Raw genomic sequence first — 18,955 nt, 5'->3', positions numbered from 1 at the left:
GCAGTTAAAGTTGTTTTACCATGGTCAACGTGACCGATTGTGCCCACGTTTACGTGTGGCTTATTACGTTCAAACTTAGCCTTAGCCATGTTTATAGTCCTCGTTTACGTCGAACACAATTCTGAGCAAAAACTCAGCATCGACATATCGCCTAAAAAATCAAACACCCAATACTTGAAAAGCAGACTAATAAGCCTGCTTTTTAAATCTTTGTAGAAAATCTACTAAACTGTATCTGGAGCTCTTATCGAGATTTGAACTCGAGACCTCTCCCTTACCAAGGGAGTGCTCTACCACTGAGCTATAAGAGCGATTATCCTTCGATGGAGCGGGAGACGAGGATCGAACTCGCGACATGCAGCTTGGAAGGCTGCCGCTCTACCAACTGAGCTACTCCCGCACTGTGTTGGTATATATACCACTTCAATCGAAGTTAATGGTGGTGAGAGAAGGATTCGAACCTTCGAAACTTTCGTAGCGGAGTTACAGTCCGCCCCCTTTGACCGCTCGGGAATCTCACCATATCACACTTATTTCAGTGTTGCTCTTTACTTCACAACTACACACCTTTAAGATGGTGCCGGCACACGGATTCGAACTGTGGACCTACTGATTACAAGTCAGTTGCTCTACCAACTGAGCTATGCCGGCTCTTCTTAGTGTTTCGTACGTTTCGTATCGGAACGGTGTGCAGTTTAGCAAAACTTCCAAACGATGCAAGCGGTTTTTTAAAAAAAACCGCTAAAAACTCATAAAATCAATCCGTTTGATGATAATTCAACCGCTTTGATCACTGCACGAGCTTTTATTTGCGTTTCATTCCATTCAGATTCAGGATTTGAGTCCGCAACCAGACCTGCTCCAGCCTGTACATAGACCTTTTTATCTCGAATAACACAAGTACGGATTGCAATCGACATATCCATTTCGCCGTGCCATCCTAAATATCCCACTGCCCCACCAAACACACCTCTTTTCACAGGCTCAACTTCATCAATAATTTCCATTGCACGAATTTTTGGTGCACCCGATAAAGTACCTGCAGGGAAAGTTGCTTTAAATACATCCAGTGCATCGATATCGTCACGAACTTCGCCTTGCACATTTGAGACAATGTGCATGACATGTGAATAGCGTTCAATCACCATTTGATCCGTTACTTGGACCTTACCTATTTTTGATACGCGTCCCACATCATTTCGACCAAGGTCAATCAACATTAAATGCTCAGCGATTTCTTTTTCGTCAGAAAGCAAATCTTTTTCTAGCGCAAGATCTTCTTCTTTAGTTTTTCCACGTGGTCTGGTACCTGCAAGAGGGCGCACTGTCGCAATACCATTTTCTAAACGAGAAAGAATTTCTGGCGATGACCCTACAATATGGAATGGCTTTTTATCAGTAATCGTTTGCCCTTGTACCAAGAATAAATAAGGCGATGGGTTCAAATGACGTAAAGCACGATAAACCTGTAAAGCCTCCCCATCGAAATCAGAAACCATACGCTGCCCCGGAACAACCTGCATCACATCACCAGCACGTATATATTCTTTAACTTTTTCAACTGTCTCTAAGAATTTCGCTTTACCAGTAATTGATTCAAAATGTGGAGGTGTATGTGGCTTAGCTTGCAAACTAACTGGAGTAGCTAACAACTGTTCTAATTGATCTAATTTTTGCTGAGCGTCTTCATAAGCATTACTCTGCTCTGTATCCGCATGAACAATTAAAAATAAGGTATCTTTAAGGTTATCAAAGACTATGACTGTCTTTGATAGCATTAACCATAAATCCGGCAATGTAATTGGGTCAGCTGTAGGAACATTCTTTAAACGTGGCTCGATATAACGGACTGCGTCATAGCCTAAATAACCTACTAATCCGCCCGTAAAACTCGGTAAGTTTGGCAAAAGCTCAGCAGATGGCACTTTAAATTGCTTCTGAAATTCCCGAATATATTGAAATGGATCTTGACAATCTTGTTGTGTAATTGAGCCATCAGCATGTTGTATAGACAGAACACCTGCATTACATGAGAAAACCGTCGACTCTCCTAAACCAATCATAGAGTAGCGTGCCCAATTTTCGCCACCTTCGACTGACTCAAATAAATAAGCTTGCGTGTGGTCTTTAAAACGAGCGAAAACAGACAAAGGTGTTTCTGTGTCTGCTAAGCGTTGGCGATAGACTGGAATTGTGTTGTAACCAGCAGCCTTAAGTTGCTCGAATTGCGCTAATGTTGTCATGAATTTTCTCTAATATGGTTTCGATTTAAAAGTGTGTTTTTCTAGATTCGGTTTAGACACGCCATCGAAAAACCATACGCTTATTCATTCTGATCTCCATTTCATTCATTAGATAATTAACTCAGCAAGACTATCAACAACTTGCTGAGGTTGGCAATCATAGATATTTTCTCCATGATTATAGCCATAGCTAACCACAATACAATCAATTCCAGCACGACGCGCAGCCTCAATATCATTACTTGAATCGCCAATCATTAATGATTGTGAAGCAGATATTTTTAGGCTTTGCATGCAATGCAATAATGGCAATGGATGAGGCTTTCTCTCTGGTAAGCTATCCCCACCAAGTACGACTTGAAAATATGGAGAGAGCTGTAAAGCATCAAGCAACCCTTGAGCAAGTTGCACAGGTTTATTGGTAACACATGCCATATGTATATTCAAATTTTTACAATGCTTTAAAAATTCAGTTACTCCAGGATAAATTTGAGTATTCACACAAAGCTCGGCACTGTAAATATCAACAAATTTCTGCAGTAGAATTTTATGCTGTTCAGCATCTAATTTCCCAAAAATATGAAACAGAACACTTTCACAAAGTTTAGATACTCCCTTACCGACCCATTCTCGTATCTGGGCTTCTGTTATTAAAGGCCAGCCTAATTCTTGCAAGCTTAAATTCATTGATCTATATAAATCAGCAGCAGAATCAACCAGTGTTCCATCCAAATCAAATAAAATTAAATCGCGCTTATTTAGTTGTGCAACAGACATCTTGTTCTTCTCAAAATTAAAAAGGCATGCTTTTAGCATGCCTTGATTGTAAAAGCAGCAAAGGATTATTTAAAGAATAACCATGCTAATACAGCTAAGATTACTAAAATAATAATAGTTATTAAACCAACCGAGGCATTCTTCTGTTGCTCTTTTTCTTCTGCAACACGAGAAACTGGCTCATCAAAAACAATAGGCGTTTGCTGTTGTGCATTGATATCCACACCTTCTGGAATAGGTGCAGGTTTTGGAATAGAAATATTCTGCGGCATACCATCGCGACGAACTTCGACTTCTGCAGCGCGCTCTGCAAGGCTCGGCATTCCTTGATCGCTTAAATCTGGAGATGAGTTTGTATGTACAGGCTCGGCTTCAATTTCAGGTAATTCCATGATTTTCTGTGCAGGGGCCAATACAGAAAATTTAAAACTAGCAAACTGAACAATATCACCATCATGCAACTGCTTTTCTTGCTCAATACGAATATCGTTTACAAATGTGCCATTCGATGAATTAAGGTCTTGCACCCATAGCGCTTGATCTTTTAGAAGCAATGCAGCATGGCGACGTGAAATTTCAGCAGCTTGTAACAAAACATCAGCATCTTGATGACGCCCTACCAACATATCACGATCAACATTAATTTCTTGGCCAGTAATTTCACCAGTAATTGCTTGTAGTTTCCAAGTCATGCGTATGTCCTATTCATTTTTTATCAATCATAACATGCTACTACTGTGCTGTGCTTGGGCGCAGTGTCGTTGTTGTTACTGTATTTTTAGTACGATTAACTTCAGGATCAGGTAACTGTAAAGTTTGCTTTTGCACTGCTGGCTCTACCGCTACAGGTGTAGTTACCGTCGAGGTTTTTCCACCTGAAGGAACCTGTTGATAATTTTTTGGCTGAGAGGCAATACTAGGTGGTGTCATCTTTTGATTATAGACATCATCAACTTGCTCAGGTAATTTTGCAAAATTGCCGTTTTTATCCATAGCCAATTGTAAGCTATAAAGCTGGCTATAGCGCTGCTGAGACAAACGGCGAACATCATTTGCATCACCCACAATTGTTGGGTGGATAAAAACAAGAAGGTTACGTTTTACATTACTTCTATTATCTGAGCGGAACAATCGCCCAACATAGGGAATACTACTTAACCCAGGTATACCTTGTCTTGAAAGTGACGTGTCATCCGACACCAAACCACCAAGCACTACTGTCTGTCCATGTTCAGCCAAAACAGCAGTTTTAATGGCACGTTTACTTGTCACCAAGTCAGCTGCTTGCCCACGACTGTCTTGAACAGCAGAGACTTCTTGTTCTACTTCCAGACGAACTGTACCGCCTTCACCGATATGTGGAACGACTTTTAATGTTACACCCACATCTTTACGTTCAACCGTGGTATATGGGTTGATACCCGTACTGTTTGTAGTGACCGATCCTGTTACAAAGGGAACGTTCTGACCGACAACAATATACGCCTCTTCATTATCCATCGTCACAATGGATGGTGTAGAAAGCAAATTCGATTTAGTATTCGTTTTAAGTGCCTGAATTAATGCACCATAAGCCTTACGGGAATTCTCAAAATTACCCAGCGCCAAAGTTGCCCCATTACCTTTATTAGCACTCCCAGCGATAGCGGATGCAGCCCCAGCCGAACCACCCGATAAATAACCAGCAGCAATAGAAGATAAACTAGCACCTACATTACTAAAGCTAAGTAAACCAATCCCACTAGATAAGTCACCAAGCGCCCATTGAATACCAAGTTGATCCGCATCATCTCCTGACACTTCGATAATTGCAGCTTCAATCAGAACTTGCTGACGGCGAACATCGAGCTGCTGAATAGCAGATTCAATTTCACGCATTAACTGTGGGTCAGCTTTAACTACCAATGAGTTTTGCGCATTGTCTGCAATAATGCTCACACCATTTTGGCTAAAGCTAGAGATACTGTTCTGATTATTATTGTTCGAATTACCATTTAGATTAATAGATGGCGTAGAAATTGAGCTACCATTTGAACCAGAGGTATTTGAACTAGAATTCTGGTTATTACCCATCAAATTATTGATCGGATTCGATGAATTAGAAGAACTGTTATTACTATTTGACGAAGAAACGGCTTGTCCTGTTACAAGACCTTGTAAAATTTCAGATAAATTTTTTGCACTTGCATATTTCAAGCGAAAAACTTTTAAGCCCCCCAAGCGATCAGCCGAAGGCACATCCAGCATTTCAATCATGTGGCGAATGCGCTTACGCGTTTCAGGATCACCCTTAACTAAAATACGATTGGTTCGATTGTCTGCAATAATACGAATCCGTGCACCATTAAAATCTTTAGATGCTCCCGTAGCACTCATGGCCTCAAGTTGAGTAATGATTTCTTCCGCTTGGCTCGATTGGAGGCCTATTGCCTCAATATCATTCTGGCCAGTACCATCTAGATTACGAATAATATTTTCAAGTTGATAAATATTTGCCGCACGGTCCGAAACAATCAGTGCATTAGTCCCTGCAATTGCGGCCATATGTGCAAATTGCGGCATTAATGGACGAAGTGCTGGAATTAAATCATTAGGATTGGTATTTTCAAGCCAAATGACTCGGGTAACAATCTGATCACCACGCAATTTATTTCGCGAGTCGTAAGGAATTCCCGAATTTTTAACATTGCTATCTGGAACTAGCTTAATGGTGTTACCCGAAGGAATTGCCACCACCCCATTCACATTTAAGACCCCAAGGAATAGGTCGTAAACTTCATTTTTATTGAGGGGTTTATTCGATATTACTGTGACATTACCACGTACTCGTGGATCTACTGCAAAGTTTTTACCCGTAATGTCTGCCACTTCATTAATGAAAGCAGTTAAGTCAGCATCACGTAAATTGATCTTCCATGTTTGGGCATAGACGCTGCTGCTCACTGTCGCAATCAATGGGGCTGCTGCAAGTAATGCCCAAAGTGGACGTTGATGATTCAATAAAGCCATAACTTGCGATAATTCCTAACTCTTATGGTGACGTGTTATCACTAAAAATTTTGTTGTATGGTCATCACTTGATCACCACGTTTTATTTCTATTTTCACTTGCCCAGCTCGACGAGCCTGTTCAAGCAACTGCACATCCGTTTGTCCCTGCCCAACCGTTTGACCGTTTAAAGAAACAATCCGATCACCTGGCCTTAAACCTAACTTATTTCGAAGCGCAGTGGGTGTACGTTCTGTAACTTCAAAACCTTCACCAGAGTTCCCACTAACGCCCATGTCACGCAGATATTGTTCACGGTTGCCTTGCATTTGCTGAATAGCCTGCCCTAACGCCTCTTGAGTCGTATTAACAGGTGCCGATGACTGAGGCGCAGTAGCAGTTGGCTGCGAAGCATCTGGCGTCATAGGTTGATATAAACCGTTTGGCAAACCTTTAAATTGGAGTTCACGAGTACTTCCATTACCTTGACGCAATATCACGTGATCCCAATAAACTTCTGCTAACTGATAAGAGGTAGAACCTATTGTTTCTCCTACACGATATCGGTCAGCAATATTATCTAGCTTAATAACAGCCGAAGAAAAACGGTTCGGATAGCCCAGCATTACGCCTTGTAATTCTAGGTTGACATTTTCCTGAGCCGCATTGGCTGAAGGTTCATTAAAAAGCGAAAAAGTACTAATGTTAGGAATTTGCGGCTGCTGTGATCCTAACTCGACTCGATCAAACTGCATCATTTGAGGAGGGGCAATTACCCACCAAAATAATGAAGCTAATTTCCAACACAACCATAAAACCAAAAAGGCAAATACAACTACACTTAACCGGTCTAATTTTTGCCACTGTAATTGCTGTAATTTTTCAATCCATACTTTCATTAGTTACCCCCTTGTATTAAGGGTTGACGAGAACTAATGACAAACGTATCTAAACCAGCTTTTCCATCATAAGATGGGATATTAAGTAGTAACCTTTGGGTAAGCTGTACATCAAGCATCATGTTGGCATCTAATAAAAGATTCGCCATTTTTTGACTGCGTTGATCACGTATATCAACTTGTAATTGTCCATTCTGATCCGTTAATTGCCCATTTAAAGAAGGCATATTCATACGGTCTTGACGATCACCAATATTATAAATTAAAGCACCACCACCCCAATGTAATTGGCCATCAACTGCTGCGAACCCCTGCTCTTTCTTATAATTAAACTCAATATCTTTCAGTTGAATGCTGTTCGCAGGCCATTGCCAATTCACAATTTGTTTTAATGTTTCAGGTGCAACCTGACCATTCATATTCTTTACAATTACTTTTTTCCCCACACCATAGCCCATTACCCCAGATAATTGAGTATTTCCACTATGGATATCTACATCAGCAGCAAACCTTAATAAAAACAGGTCTAGAGGTCTAGTTTTCCAATGAATCGAGCCTCTCAAATTACCACGCCGCCAATCTGCTTGGCCTTGCCAGATATTTCCACTTACATTGTGTAGAGTTTGATTATTCTTTGAAAATTTAGAAATAAGCCACGTCGCCGGGATCTGTAAAATAATAAAAATTAAAAATGCAATGAGGGCAAAAAACCACCACTTCCATTGCTTAGACTTTTTCTTCATTCAGCCTTACCAACATGCAAATTATCGTCCTTATTTTGAGAGTAGCTCCCTAGTCTGACATTATGCATACTTTTTCAACATCGCCAATTCACTTCATATAAAAAAACCAAGCAATCGGGCTTGGCTTCGGTATTGAGACTATAAGTTGAACGTATGACAAAATCATGAAAACTTAGCGCTCAATGAATTAAATGTATATTTGATCTCAACAATTCATTTAAAGAAGAATTTAAGCACTCATTTTAAAATAATATTTATAGCAAAATTTTGAGATATTTTTATCAATAAAAAAGCCAAGCAAATTTGCTTGGCTTTTAAAAATGGCAATTTGATTAGATTAAGAAATCTTCAAGTTTTGCGCCTTTTTCAATTTCAGCAACTAACCAGCGTGGTTGTTTACCGCGACCAGTCCAAGTCTCTTCAGCATTGTTTTTGTTGCGGTAACGAGGCTCAACAGATTTACGAGTTGTTTTCTTACGTTTTTGAGCACCAAACTCAAGAAGTTGTTCAACACTGAAACCTACATTTTCAGCAATCTCGATAATTTGATTATAAGCATCTTCGATTGCTTGATCTTTTTTACTTGCAATTAAAGCTTCTGCTTCTTCTTGTAAGCGTTTTAACTCTTCAACAGATAATTCACTGATATCCGGTTTCATTAATAAATACTCCAGTCTTACAGACAATTCAAAATAATACAGACAAAATTTAAAAACATAAAATCAAGACCAATATTATTTATAATCTATTCAATAAGCAATAGTTTGAAAGCCGTGTTCATCAGAATAACCAAAAAAATTACCTTTTAATTACATTACCAATTATAAATGAAATATATTTTATTAATATTTATTTAAGATAAATGTATTAAGTCATGCCCAACTGATTTTTCTAGCTCAATAATTTTTTGTTTTATTTCCTGTGGTATTTCACATTTCCGTTCTGTTAATTTATCTACGCATACCATAACAGCTTCACCAGTAGCGACTATTTGTTGTTGGGTTTCACTCCACAATATATAAGCCATACGGAATGCGCTATTACGGAGCTCTTCCACGCGAACACCAACTTTCAATACGTCAGGATAAAAAACAGGCTTTAAATATTTACACTGGCTTGAAGCTACAACGGTATATAAATGTGGGGTTAATATATTGATTGCTTCCATATATAAAATACGTGAGCTTTCAATATATCGATAATATTGTACATTATTGACATGACCGAAAGCGTCCATATCTCCCCACGCTACTTTCTGTTCATATATTACTGGGTAGACAGACAGTTCTTTCATTTTTACCTCATATTTTAAACTTTAAAAAATTTGCATCATTTTCAAAGATTAGATTTAACTGTTTGATTAACACGTCATCTTCTTTAAGCGTAGACTTAATACGTAAATAGCTCATTAAAATATTATCTGGATATAATGATAATAATGTTTCAGCTTCTGTTTGACGTCCAATTGCCATATAGACATGCCATTTTGCAAAGGTTAAAACTGGCAAATTCATATATTGATTTTCAAATTGAATAATTTTTTCTTCAACATCGGCATAGTCTGGAACTTGTTTAAGCAACTGTTGCTGAAACCATAGATAAAACACTTCTGGGTCAAACTGCTCTTTTAACAAATGTAGCGTTAAGGCCGCATGCTGCATGCTCATATCTGGCATACGTGCTAATAGTTTTAGCCATAATAACTTACTGCTATAAGGTCGAGTTTGAATCTCAGACTCTAAATCCAAATAACGTTGCTGTAAGGCATGTAAGTCATCGATAGACGCTTGGTCAAATTGCTGAAGAAGCTGCTGTAACCATAAATCACGGTGTTCTGCATCTAGCAAACCGTATTTCATAGAACGTAAATATACCCATGGATGTTGCAGCGCTAATTGCCCCCATAAAGCCGTTAATCTTTGCTGGTAAGCAGTTTCTATTTCTTGTAACCACGGTGATAACTGGTGTTGATATAAAAATTCGAGATGAGTTAATGCACGATCGGCTTCATTTTCGGCTAAAAAGATTTCAATTCGCTGTAACTCTGCCAATTCAAATGCCATCGGTGGTGATTGATCGAGAGCAGCCAATGCTTTTGGATAGTCCCCACTTAAAACCAGAAACTTGGCATCGATAATATTTTTTAAAAGCCCTGATTGAGTAAAAACACGTTCAATAAATACACGTTGATCTTCGGCCGCTTCTAATAACCAAACAATACCTAATTGTTCATAAGGATGAAGGTTTTTAAATTGGAAGATGTTTTCACTTTTTCTTTGTTCACGAGATGAATAACGTTTAATCCACAGCCATAAGAGTTGAGCAATAAAACTCATCACTACAAAAGTAAGAGTTAATCCCCAGACATTTGTTTGCAGCTGCAATTGTCGCCAGTAAATATAGACATACCCCATTCCATAGCCATAACTAAATAAAGCTAGGGCTGCAAAGAGTATTAAGCTGATTACGAAATAAACCCACAGGAGGTGTTTCATATAGCCTCCTTATGAGCCGATTAGCCCAAGTGTAGAGAGTTTAGGAACAGGCACCACAGATAAATGTGCCACTTTAGCAATACGTTTTTTTAACTGCTGACTGGTTGCATCAGGCATTTCATCTAACTTTTGCATCACAGATTGCAACTCATTTTGATACTCAGTCATTTTTCCTTGATTGAGTGCCTGTTCGGCAATCAACAATCTTAATTGCACTTCTTTAAGCACAACGCTTCGACCCATTAAATTAATAGACGGCGTTTCTACTTTTTCTATACGGAACCACTTTTTCCACCAAGACACAGTCTCGGATTGATCCATTTCAAGTTTAGGCTGGCTTAAGGCTTGTTGAATATTCTTATCAATGTTCTGTAATAAATCATCGATTAATTGATGGCGTTGATTTTGAGCCAAAGTAAACTGTTGAACTGCCTGCTTATCCTGCTCGAGCGATTGATTCAAGCTATGCTGCAATGCAGGAGCAATTTCATAGTGTACGAGCGATTGCTGTAACTGATTTAATTGATCAACTGCATAAATCAACTGCTGCTGATCAATCGCAAATTGAATTAAATCTAACTTTTGTTTAATTAAAACTGTAGGTGCAATACCTGTCGGTGGAGCATCTGGTTGAGCTACTGAACTCGTTTTATTCCTTGTACTTACGGGTTGATTCTGCAACTGTCGCTGTAAAGCAACCAATTGATCATTTAAATTGGCATAGTGCTGTTCTGATTGCAGCAGACTTTGTTTAAGCTCGGGAACAGTACGAGAAATTTGCCACATATCGTAACTGAGCTTAGCCAACCAAGCTACGCCCAGTAAAATGATGATAGAAACAAGTTTTCTCATACGAATCCTTATAATGCCTGAATGTGATGAATCATCCCCGAAGGCGATAAATTTTCAAGTTGAATAATGTGAAAATGAGCCTGTTGCTGATCGCGATACTCTTTAACAATTTGAAAAAGACGAGGTCCTAAAACCAGATATACACCATCAGGTTGTACATTATTTTTTGAACAAAGCTCTAACCAATATTTCCAGCTCGCTTCACTGGTAATTAAGACGAGCCATTTATTTAAATTATAATTTGAATTCTGTGTCAGATGTTTGAATGTAGAATATGAAGCTTCTGGGCATTGCCGATGATATAGAACAAAATTTAAAATCTGAATTCCTTGTTGTTGCAAGGTCTCCATCATAAATTGGCGTCCACCTTCTCCCCGCCAAAAAGCCACACTACCCGTCTGTTGCATATTGTGCAGAATAGGCAGATTCAACATTCCTTCAGAAGTTTCAACATCTGGGATATGTGCTTCTATTCCATATTCGTTTAGACAATTGGCTGTTGCTTGCCCTACCGCAATCCACTGAATATGTTTTAAGTCGCTATTTTTTAAACCACTTTTTACTAAATACTCCATACCCAATTCAACAGCGGTTGGGCTGACGACCACAATAGCTTGCGCCTTAATTAACTGTTGGTAAAGCAGAAGTAAGAGTTCAGAAAAGGGTTTTGCAACGAGCTCTAAAAGGGGTAAAGACTCAACCTGATAACCTTCATTTTGCAAAGCTTCTGTTAATTCAGCTGCACGCGAATCAGGTCGAGTATTAATGAATAGCATGGTTTAGTAGAGGGCCTTTAATAGCTCGCCAGCACCTTGATCAAGTAAGTTTCGTGCAAGGTTCTCACCCAATTGCTGAGCATTATTAGCTTCGTCTGTCAGTTCAGCACGTAATAGTGTTTGGCCATCAGGGCTTCCAACACGACCTTCGATATGGATTTGTCCATTTTGCAGTGTGGCATAACCTGCAATTGGGACCTGACAACCACCTTCAAGATAGGCATTAAATGCACGTTCAGCACGTACACAAACATCTGTTTCTTCGTGTAATAAAGGTTGAATTAAAGCCAATACATCTTGGTCAGCTGCACGGCACTCTAAACCCAATGCACCTTGTCCCACAGCAGGCAAACTAATATCTGGTGTTAAACAATGACGGATACGTTCTGACAAACCTAAACGCTTCAAACCGGCACTGGCCAGAATAATCGCATCATATTGACCTTCATCTAGCTTCGCTAAACGTGTGCCAACATTTCCACGCAAGTCGATAATTTGCAAATCAGGACGTTGTTTTAAAATCTGAGATTTTCGACGCAAGCTTGATGTACCGACTTTTGCACCTTGTGGTAAATCAGCAAATTTTTCAAACTGATTTGAAACAAAAGCATCTAACGGATCTTCACGTTCGCAAATTACTGCTAAAGTTAAACCTTCAGGCAAAGCCATTGGGACATCTTTCATTGAATGTACAGCTAAGTCTGCACGCCCATCTAAAAGTGCTGCCTCTAACTCTTTAACGAATAGCCCTTTACCCCCAATTTTTGCTAAAGGCGTATCTAAGATTTTATCGCCCTGCGTGACAAATTTAACCAATTCCACCGTTAAATCAGGGTGAAGCTCCTCTAAACGGGCACGAATATGTTCTGCTTGCCAAAGAGCAAGTGGGCTTTGTCGTGTAGCAATTTTCAAGGTTTTCATAAATTCAAGCATGGGCTGGTCAAACAATACACCCTAAACTTAACTTGATCCCTTAAAATTGCAAGTAAAATCTCGCAAGTCCAAGATAACTCTTTTAAATTTAGAGCTGATGAATTCGCTCTCTAAGCGTAGACAAATGTCGACGGCTCACTGAAAGTCTTTCATCAAGACCGCGCAATCTAACCTGATATTGCCCCGAACTGATCAGCTCCAACCCATCTAAATATGCGACTGCAACCAACGCATTTCGATGAATACGAATAAACTGATCTGCGAATTCGGTTTCAAGCTCTTTCAATGTTTCATCTATTAATACACTGCCATTTTTATGTCTCACAGTGACATATTTCTGATCTGCTAAAAAGTAATAGATATTTTCAACAGGAATCAGCTCAACACCACGATAGGTTTTTGCAGCAATTTGATGACGCTGTGTTTTTAAATCTTGTAAAAGCTCAGAATTCGGTAATGCACTGAGCTGTGCTTGAGTAAGTTGGGTTAGCTGAGTTAAAGCTTGCTCAAGTTCAACCGGATCAATCGGTTTAAGAAGATAAGCTTGAGCCTGAGCTTTAAAAGCTTCCAATGCATGCTGATCGTAGGCGGTACAAAATACAATCGCAGGTCGAGGATTTAGCTGACTTAACTGTTCTGCACAGACAAGCCCATTCATACCTGGCATTTGAATATCAAGTAAGATTACATCCGGTTGATGAAGCCGTGCCTGTTCCAAGGCCTCCTGTCCATGATGAGCCGTTGATACAACCTCATGTCCCATCTTTGAAACTAAACGTGATAAACGCTCCACTGCAAGTGGTTCATCATCACAAATTAGCACCTTCATTCATCCTCCTTGTCACCGTTAACTTGGTCCATTTTTTTATGGTTAACTCTGACTGACTTATTATTTTGTTTGATATTGATAGCTCATAATAGTGGTATATAAAGCTTCACCTTTATAAACCTGAAATCTAACGGTGTTCCCATAATACGCTTTCAGGCGCTGCTTAACATTTTCAAGAGCGATTCCATGCCCTTTCCGTGAATTTATTGTATCGTCTGTATATGGGTTGGTAATGACTATACTGACCTGATTTTGCAATATTTCAACCAATACCCCTATGGTTGCTTTACCCATCATTGGTTCTACCCCATGAAAAATACTATTCTCTAACAAGGGTTGTAATGTCAATAAAGGAATAGTGATCTGTTTTAATTGCACAGATGAAAGCTCGATCTTCCAATCTACTTTTAAACGCTCCCCCAAACGGACCTGTTCAATCATTAAATATTGTTTACTCAGCTCGATTTCTTCATGCAGACTCACCAATTTTAATTCTTGGAAACTCGCGCGAAATAAACGCGACAAACTAATAAGCATGCTTTCTGCTTTATCTGGATCTATCGCAATTAAACTCACCACATTATTTAAACTATTAAATAAGAAGTGAGGATGAATTCGTGCTTGCATGGCCTGAATACGGGCATTTAATTCGGCATATTGCTGATGCAACCATTGTTCCCTGACATATAAATAACGTAAGCAGAAAGCCCCGAGTAATATTCCATAGCTTAGATATAAAGGTACATTGGTAAAATAAACACTCCAGTCCTGCGTTAAAGAAGCATGTTTATTTAAAAGACCAAACTGAAAAAAATTACTGATTAAAGTGGTCAAAACAACAATACTTTGCAGCATGACAAAACCAATAGCCAAAGCAAATTCTTGACGTAAGCTGCTAAAAAAACCTTGAAAGCGTTCAACCAATGCAAAAAAGGACAATATTACCCAGTTAATAAAAACGATGTATTGAAAAAGCCTTCCCCCGCTTAAGGCTTGCCAAGACTGCGCTTCAGCCAATGCCAAAACCAGTGCCAAAACATTACTTGCGATAATTAATTCGAATAAGTGTTGCCAACGCCCGCTTTTCGTAAAAAAATAGGAGGAATTTTGATTTCGGTATGCTGTAGGAAACAACTTTGTTTGTTGAGCTTCGGCAAGTGATATACTCTTTTTTATTTTACTGAGCCACCATGACCACATCTTCAAATCCCCCTAATTCAGTAACCCCAGACCAAACCTCAGGTATGTGGGGTGGTCGTTTTTCTGAAGCGACAGACGCTTTTGTAGCCGAATTTACCGCCTCTGTTCAGTTTGACCAACGTTTTTATAAGCAAGACATCGCTGGTTCGATTGCGCATGCTACCATGCTTGCGAAAGTTGGCGTACTCACAGAAGCAGAACGCGATGACATTATTGAAGGTTTAAGCACCATTCGCTCAGAAATTGAGGCTGGAAACTTTGAGTGGCGCATCGATCTTGAAGATGTTCACATGAACATTGAATCACGTTTGACTCAACGTATTGGCATTACAGGTAAAAAATTACACACAGGCCGTAGCCGTAACGATCAGGTTGCAACTGATATTCGTCTTTACCTGCGCGACGAAATTGATGATATTTTAAAATTATTAGAACGTTTACAAAAAGGCTTGTTAGGCTTGGCTGCCAAAAATGTAAATACAATTATGCCAGGCTTTACACACCTACAAACTGCTCAGCCTGTGACTTTTGGTCATCACTTGTTAGCATGGTTTGAAATGTTAGTACGTGACACTGAACGTCTTCAAGACTGCCGTAAACGTGTTAACCGCATGCCACTTGGTTCAGCTGCTCTTGCTGGTACCACTTATCCGATTGACCGTGCTTATACAGCAGAACTTTTAGGTTTTGAAGCTGTATCTGAAAACTCTCTTGATGCTGTATCTGACCGTGACTTTGCCATCGAATTTAATGCTGCTGCTGCGCTTATCATGATGCATTTATCACGTATGTCAGAAGAGCTCATTCTTTGGACTTCTGCGCAGTTCAAATTTGTGAATATTCCTGACCGCTTCTGTACTGGTTCTTCAATCATGCCACAGAAGAAGAATCCGGATGTTCCAGAACTTATTCGTGGTAAATCTGGCCGTGTATTTGGTGACTTAATTAGTTTACTTACGCTCATGAAAGGTCAACCATTGGCATACAACAAAGATAACCAAGAAGACAAAGAACCTTTATTTGATGCAATCGATACGGTTCGTGGTTCACTCATGGCATTTGCAGACATGATTCCTGCATTGGTTCCAAATATTGAAATCATGCGTGAAGCTGCTCTTCGTGGATTCTCAACTGCAACTGACCTTGCTGACTACTTAGTGAAAAAAGGCGTTGCGTTCCGTGATGCGCATGAAATTGTAGGTAAAGCTGTTGCATTAGGTGTTGCGGAAGAAAAAGACTTATCTGAACTCACACTTGAGCAATTACAGCAATTCTCTGACTTAATTACAGCAGATGTATTTGACAAAGCCTTAACTCTAGAAGCTTCTGTAAATGCTCGTGATCATATTGGTGGAACTTCTCCAAAACAGGTTGAAGCTGCAATTGCGCGCGCCCATACACGTTTAGAACAGTTATACGCTTAAGGATAAAACATGAGTCGCCAAGTATTTTGCCGTAAATATCAAAAGGAAATGGAAGGTTTAGACTTCGCTCCTTTCCCTGGTGCTAAAGGCCAAGATTTTTTTGAAAATGTTTCTAAACAAGCATGGCAAGAATGGTTACAGCATCAAACTACGCTAATTAATGAAAAGCGCTTAAACGTGTTTGAACCAGAAGCTAAAAAGTTTCTGGAAGAACAACGTGAGAAATTCTTCAATAATGATGAAAGTGTAGAAAAAGCTGAAGGCTGGAAACCAGAATAATCGGTTTGTTTTAGCTTACTCATCATTAAAAAGGCGGGTCTATATACATAGATCCGCCTTTTTTTACGTGAAACTTACACAAACATAAAAAGCCTTACATAGAGCGCACAGGACTCTACATGACATCAAAAAGCGAAGAACTTAATATCACTTTATAGCAAGAAGAACACGATCCCTGTCGTGTTTATGCACTTGATTTTCTGTCCTGAACTTCCCCCCAAAGTTCGGGACATTTTTTTATCTATTATTTTTAAAAATAAAAAGGCCTTGCTTCAAACAAGGCCTTTAAATATTTCAGCTCAAGATTACTTTTGGTGGACTTTGGCTTCAATTTCTTCAATTTTGGTATGACGAGCATCAAAGCCTTTTGCCATATAAATGACTTGCTCAGCAATGTTACGCGCATGATCGCCAATACGCTCTAATGAACGTAAAACCCACATGACATTAATCACACGAGCAATATGGCGCGGGTCTTCAATCATATAGGTCATTAATGTACGTGTTGCTGATTGATATTCACGGTCGATGTCAGCATCAGCTAAAAGTACACGTAAAGCTTGATCTGCATCTAAACGTGCAAAAGCGTCAAGTGCATCATGAATCATGACACGAACTTGGTTACCAATATGACGTGTTTCCATGTAGCCACGCGGTGACCCGCCCTCTTCACACAGGTTTTGTGCAATACGGGCAATTTTTGCAGCTTCATCACCAATACGCTCAAGGTCAGTATTGGCTTTGCTCATGGCAATAACCATACGCAAGTCAATCGCTGCCGGATGACGACGCGCCAAAATCAACGTTAAGCCTTCATCAATATCACGTTCATATTGATTGACTGCATTATCTTTAAATTGAACATCAATCGCTAAATTTGCGTCAGTATCAAGTAAAGAATGAATTGCATTTGCAACCTGCTGTTCGACCAAGCCACCCATGGTCATAAACTTTGTGTTTACATCTTGCAAATCTTCATTAAATTGAGAAGAAATATGATGGCTTAACACCGGATTACTCGGACTCAAGGGAAGCCTCCAACATGATGGCGCGGGAATAAAATGATTGAGCATTAAAACACAGCAATCATTAAGTTTTTATGACAAAATTAAATTTCAGATAAAAGCTTTTAATTACTGATAAGTTAACCAGCTATTAAGCTCAACCAGATCTTTTTCACCTAACTGGCCTACCGCAGCTTTTAAACGAAGCACATTCAATAAATAGTCATACTGAGCATTAAGATAATCCTGTTTTGCAGAAAAAGCATTACGCTGCGCCAATAAAACATCAACCATACTTTTTAAGCCTTCGTTATAACTCGCTTTTGAAGCTTGAGAAACTAAAGAAGATGAATCCATTGCAGCCTTTCTTGCTTCAAGTTTGGCTTGATCTGTGTCTACCTGCATAAATGCACTTTTCACATCGACATTGGCACGGCGGATGGCTGTATCAAGTTGTGCCTGCGCTTTACTGGCTTCTACAGTGGCTTTTTTAATTGATGTTCGAGTGCGCCCGCCATTAAATAGATTCCAGTTCATTTCTACCCCAACCTGATCAAATTTTCCGTCAGTCGAAATAAGAGTCTCTGGGGTCTGTTTGGTATAACCATAGCTCGCCACAGCATCTATTTGAGGATAAAGTGCTGCCTTTTCTACACGGCGCTGGTCTTCACTATATTTTTGCTGTAAACGGGCTTGCTGGATCTTTAAGTTTTTTTGCTGCGCCAAAGAAAGCCAGTCATTAAGTTCTGCTGGATAAGGCTTTTGAAAACTAAAATCACTACGCAGTACAGCGAGTTTATCTTGATAAGAACCAATATATTCAGAAAGTTGCTCTTGGGCTAAAAGTAATTGAACATTGGTAGAAATACGATTGGCTCTGGCATTTTGATATTGAGCATTTGCTTCACTTACATCACTACGTGCCACCAACCCTTCTTTGAGTTTGGCATTCATCATATTAAGCTGCTCAAGCAAAGCCTTTTCTTCTTGTAAGTATGCAACACTAAGTGCCTGCTGACGCAACACATTAAAATAGGCTTCTGCCACATTTAAAACATGATCTTGTTTTTGTAGTCTTAAAGTGATTTCACTTAAGGCAACCGAAGTTTTAACTTGCTTATAACCTTCCCAAGCATCCATTCGAAATAATGGCTGACGTGCAGTGAGAGTCGCTTGTCGAGTCGTTGACGTACTACTTACCAAAGCATCTGACAGGCCTTCTTGATCAACGCCTGGAAAGTTTGAACGTTTTACAGTTTGTCGATTACGGGTAATGTTTCCAGACAATGTGACAGTAGGTAATAATGCCCCCGTTGCTAAGCCTAAGTTCAGTTGATCTGCTTCATATTGTTGTTGATTGGCTTGCCACGTCGGGTCATTTTGTTTTGCGCGCTCATAAGCTTCAACTAAATCTAAAGCAAAACTCGAAGATGCAAAACTCCAAAGGCCAACAGCGACCATTAATTTTATTTTCATTGTTTAAATCAACGATAAAACTTGTCCTTAAGACTAA

At 39.4% G+C, this 18,955-nt stretch carries 19 protein-coding genes and 4 tRNA genes; 2 read left to right on the top strand and 21 right to left on the bottom strand.

Features of this window, described 5'->3' with window-relative positions; all coding sequences use genetic code 11:
• From RMB06_RS02750 to RMB06_RS02660, 19 genes are all read right to left on the bottom strand, one after another.
• Positions 1-89: GTP-binding protein (locus RMB06_RS02750; protein ID WP_072292276.1), on the bottom strand; the 89-nt coding region annotated here is incomplete at its 3' end.
• 147 nt (positions 90-236) lie between these two features.
• A tRNA-Thr gene (locus tag RMB06_RS02745) sits at positions 237-311 on the bottom strand.
• 13 nt (positions 312-324) lie between these two features.
• A tRNA-Gly gene (locus RMB06_RS02740) sits at positions 325-400 on the bottom strand.
• Positions 401-437: 37 nt separating this feature from the next.
• Positions 438-521, bottom strand: a tRNA-Tyr gene (locus tag RMB06_RS02735).
• Positions 522-575: 54 nt separating this feature from the next.
• Positions 576-651 (bottom strand) — tRNA-Thr (locus RMB06_RS02730).
• 98 nt (positions 652-749) lie between these two features.
• Positions 750-2,243, bottom strand: a complete 1,494-nt coding sequence (gene trpE / locus RMB06_RS02725) for an anthranilate synthase component I (RefSeq protein WP_032005869.1) — start codon at positions 2,241-2,243, stop codon at positions 750-752.
• Between the two features lie 108 nt (positions 2,244-2,351).
• Positions 2,352-3,020, bottom strand: a complete 669-nt coding sequence (locus RMB06_RS02720) for a phosphoglycolate phosphatase (RefSeq protein ID WP_311078187.1) — start codon at positions 3,018-3,020, stop codon at positions 2,352-2,354.
• Positions 3,021-3,085: 65 nt separating this feature from the next.
• Positions 3,086-3,712 (bottom strand): FHA domain-containing protein, encoded by a 627-nt coding sequence (locus RMB06_RS02715; RefSeq protein ID WP_311078185.1) that lies wholly within the window; start codon positions 3,710-3,712, stop codon positions 3,086-3,088.
• Between the two features lie 40 nt (positions 3,713-3,752).
• Positions 3,753-6,029, bottom strand: coding sequence for a type II secretion system secretin GspD (gene gspD / locus RMB06_RS02710; RefSeq protein ID WP_311078183.1), 2,277 nt, complete (start codon positions 6,027-6,029; stop codon positions 3,753-3,755).
• 41 nt (positions 6,030-6,070) lie between these two features.
• Entirely contained in the window at positions 6,071-6,907 is an 837-nt protein-coding gene (locus tag RMB06_RS02705; protein ID WP_005079413.1) for a type II secretion system protein N, read from the bottom strand.
• The gene (gene gspN / locus RMB06_RS02700) at positions 6,907-7,650 is read right to left on the bottom strand and encodes a type II secretion system protein N (RefSeq protein ID WP_032055592.1); all 744 of its coding nucleotides are present in this window, start codon (positions 7,648-7,650) and stop codon (positions 6,907-6,909) included. Before gspN ends, RMB06_RS02705 begins: the two co-directional genes overlap by 1 nt.
• A 332-nt stretch (positions 7,651-7,982) precedes the next feature.
• Positions 7,983-8,309, bottom strand: a complete 327-nt coding sequence (locus RMB06_RS02695; RefSeq protein WP_000801427.1) for an H-NS family nucleoid-associated regulatory protein — start codon at positions 8,307-8,309, stop codon at positions 7,983-7,985.
• A 194-nt stretch (positions 8,310-8,503) separates the two neighbouring features.
• The gene (locus RMB06_RS02690) at positions 8,504-8,944 is read right to left on the bottom strand and encodes a thioesterase family protein (RefSeq protein ID WP_002121251.1); all 441 of its coding nucleotides are present in this window, start codon (positions 8,942-8,944) and stop codon (positions 8,504-8,506) included.
• A 7-nt stretch (positions 8,945-8,951) separates the two neighbouring features.
• Positions 8,952-10,145 (bottom strand): heme biosynthesis protein HemY, encoded by a 1,194-nt coding sequence (locus RMB06_RS02685; protein WP_311078176.1) that lies wholly within the window; start codon positions 10,143-10,145, stop codon positions 8,952-8,954.
• A gap of 9 nt (positions 10,146-10,154) precedes the next feature.
• Positions 10,155-10,997: a hypothetical protein gene (locus RMB06_RS02680; protein WP_311078174.1), complete on the bottom strand. Its 843-nt coding sequence runs from the start codon at positions 10,995-10,997 to the stop codon at positions 10,155-10,157.
• A gap of 8 nt (positions 10,998-11,005) precedes the next feature.
• The gene (locus RMB06_RS02675; protein WP_311078173.1) at positions 11,006-11,773 is read right to left on the bottom strand and encodes a uroporphyrinogen-III synthase; all 768 of its coding nucleotides are present in this window, start codon (positions 11,771-11,773) and stop codon (positions 11,006-11,008) included.
• Positions 11,774-11,776: 3 nt separating this feature from the next.
• Positions 11,777-12,694, bottom strand: coding sequence for a hydroxymethylbilane synthase (hemC, locus tag RMB06_RS02670; protein ID WP_032037675.1), 918 nt, complete (start codon positions 12,692-12,694; stop codon positions 11,777-11,779).
• A gap of 100 nt (positions 12,695-12,794) precedes the next feature.
• Positions 12,795-13,535, bottom strand: a complete 741-nt coding sequence (locus tag RMB06_RS02665) for a LytTR family DNA-binding domain-containing protein (protein WP_311078172.1) — start codon at positions 13,533-13,535, stop codon at positions 12,795-12,797.
• A 60-nt stretch (positions 13,536-13,595) separates the two neighbouring features.
• Positions 13,596-14,735 carry a sensor histidine kinase gene (locus RMB06_RS02660; RefSeq protein ID WP_005065759.1) on the bottom strand — a complete coding sequence of 380 codons (1,140 nt, stop codon included), beginning with the start codon at positions 14,733-14,735 and terminating at the stop codon, positions 13,596-13,598.
• Between RMB06_RS02660 and argH the strand changes: the two genes are divergently transcribed.
• Both argH and RMB06_RS02650 read left to right on the top strand, forming a co-directional pair.
• The gene (gene argH / locus RMB06_RS02655; RefSeq protein ID WP_002121138.1) at positions 14,726-16,159 is read left to right on the top strand and encodes an argininosuccinate lyase; all 1,434 of its coding nucleotides are present in this window, start codon (positions 14,726-14,728) and stop codon (positions 16,157-16,159) included. The two genes, RMB06_RS02660 and argH, sit on opposite strands and share 10 nt — an antisense overlap.
• Before the next feature lie 9 nt (positions 16,160-16,168).
• Positions 16,169-16,438 (top strand): oxidative damage protection protein, encoded by a 270-nt coding sequence (locus RMB06_RS02650; protein WP_000089995.1) that lies wholly within the window; start codon positions 16,169-16,171, stop codon positions 16,436-16,438.
• Between the two features lie 305 nt (positions 16,439-16,743).
• Here the strand turns inward: RMB06_RS02650 and phoU are convergent, their stop codons facing one another.
• Together phoU and RMB06_RS02640 are read right to left on the bottom strand one after the other, a co-directional pair.
• On the bottom strand, positions 16,744-17,466 hold the full coding sequence (phoU, locus tag RMB06_RS02645) for a phosphate signaling complex protein PhoU (protein WP_171545309.1): 723 nt from the start codon (positions 17,464-17,466) through the stop codon (positions 16,744-16,746).
• A 105-nt stretch (positions 17,467-17,571) separates the two neighbouring features.
• Entirely contained in the window at positions 17,572-18,903 is a 1,332-nt protein-coding gene (locus tag RMB06_RS02640) for a TolC family outer membrane protein (RefSeq protein WP_182004993.1), read from the bottom strand.
• Positions 18,904-18,955: the final 52 nt, after the last annotated feature.

Source organism: Acinetobacter sp. V104_13 (assembly GCF_031798995.1).
Lineage (GTDB): Bacteria > Pseudomonadota > Gammaproteobacteria > Pseudomonadales > Moraxellaceae > Acinetobacter > Acinetobacter pittii.
This window is presented reverse-complemented; position numbering and strand designations above follow the sequence as displayed.

Coding starts and splice junctions, on each gene's coding strand:
- RMB06_RS02650 (WP_000089995.1), top strand. CDS start 16,169: ATGAGTCGCCAAGTATTTTGCCGTAAATATCAAAAGGAAATGGAAGGT.
- hemC (WP_032037675.1), bottom strand. CDS start 12,694: ATGAAAACCTTGAAAATTGCTACACGACAAAGCCCACTTGCTCTTTGG.
- RMB06_RS02675 (WP_311078173.1), bottom strand. CDS start 11,773: ATGCTATTCATTAATACTCGACCTGATTCGCGTGCAGCTGAATTAACA.
- RMB06_RS02685 (WP_311078176.1), bottom strand. CDS start 10,145: ATGAAACACCTCCTGTGGGTTTATTTCGTAATCAGCTTAATACTCTTT.
- RMB06_RS02705 (WP_005079413.1), bottom strand. CDS start 6,907: ATGAAAGTATGGATTGAAAAATTACAGCAATTACAGTGGCAAAAATTA.
- trpE (WP_032005869.1), bottom strand. CDS start 2,243: ATGACAACATTAGCGCAATTCGAGCAACTTAAGGCTGCTGGTTACAAC.
- gspN (WP_032055592.1), bottom strand. CDS start 7,650: ATGAAGAAAAAGTCTAAGCAATGGAAGTGGTGGTTTTTTGCCCTCATT.
- RMB06_RS02665 (WP_311078172.1), bottom strand. CDS start 13,535: ATGAAGGTGCTAATTTGTGATGATGAACCACTTGCAGTGGAGCGTTTA.
- RMB06_RS02640 (WP_182004993.1), bottom strand. CDS start 18,903: ATGGTCGCTGTTGGCCTTTGGAGTTTTGCATCTTCGAGTTTTGCTTTA.
- RMB06_RS02660 (WP_005065759.1), bottom strand. CDS start 14,735: ATGTGGTCATGGTGGCTCAGTAAAATAAAAAAGAGTATATCACTTGCC.
- RMB06_RS02690 (WP_002121251.1), bottom strand. CDS start 8,944: ATGAAAGAACTGTCTGTCTACCCAGTAATATATGAACAGAAAGTAGCG.
- gspD (WP_311078183.1), bottom strand. CDS start 6,029: ATGGCTTTATTGAATCATCAACGTCCACTTTGGGCATTACTTGCAGCA.
- RMB06_RS02720 (WP_311078187.1), bottom strand. CDS start 3,020: ATGTCTGTTGCACAACTAAATAAGCGCGATTTAATTTTATTTGATTTG.
- RMB06_RS02680 (WP_311078174.1), bottom strand. CDS start 10,997: ATGAGAAAACTTGTTTCTATCATCATTTTACTGGGCGTAGCTTGGTTG.
- RMB06_RS02715 (WP_311078185.1), bottom strand. CDS start 3,712: ATGACTTGGAAACTACAAGCAATTACTGGTGAAATTACTGGCCAAGAA.
- argH (WP_002121138.1), top strand. CDS start 14,726: ATGACCACATCTTCAAATCCCCCTAATTCAGTAACCCCAGACCAAACC.
- RMB06_RS02695 (WP_000801427.1), bottom strand. CDS start 8,309: ATGAAACCGGATATCAGTGAATTATCTGTTGAAGAGTTAAAACGCTTA.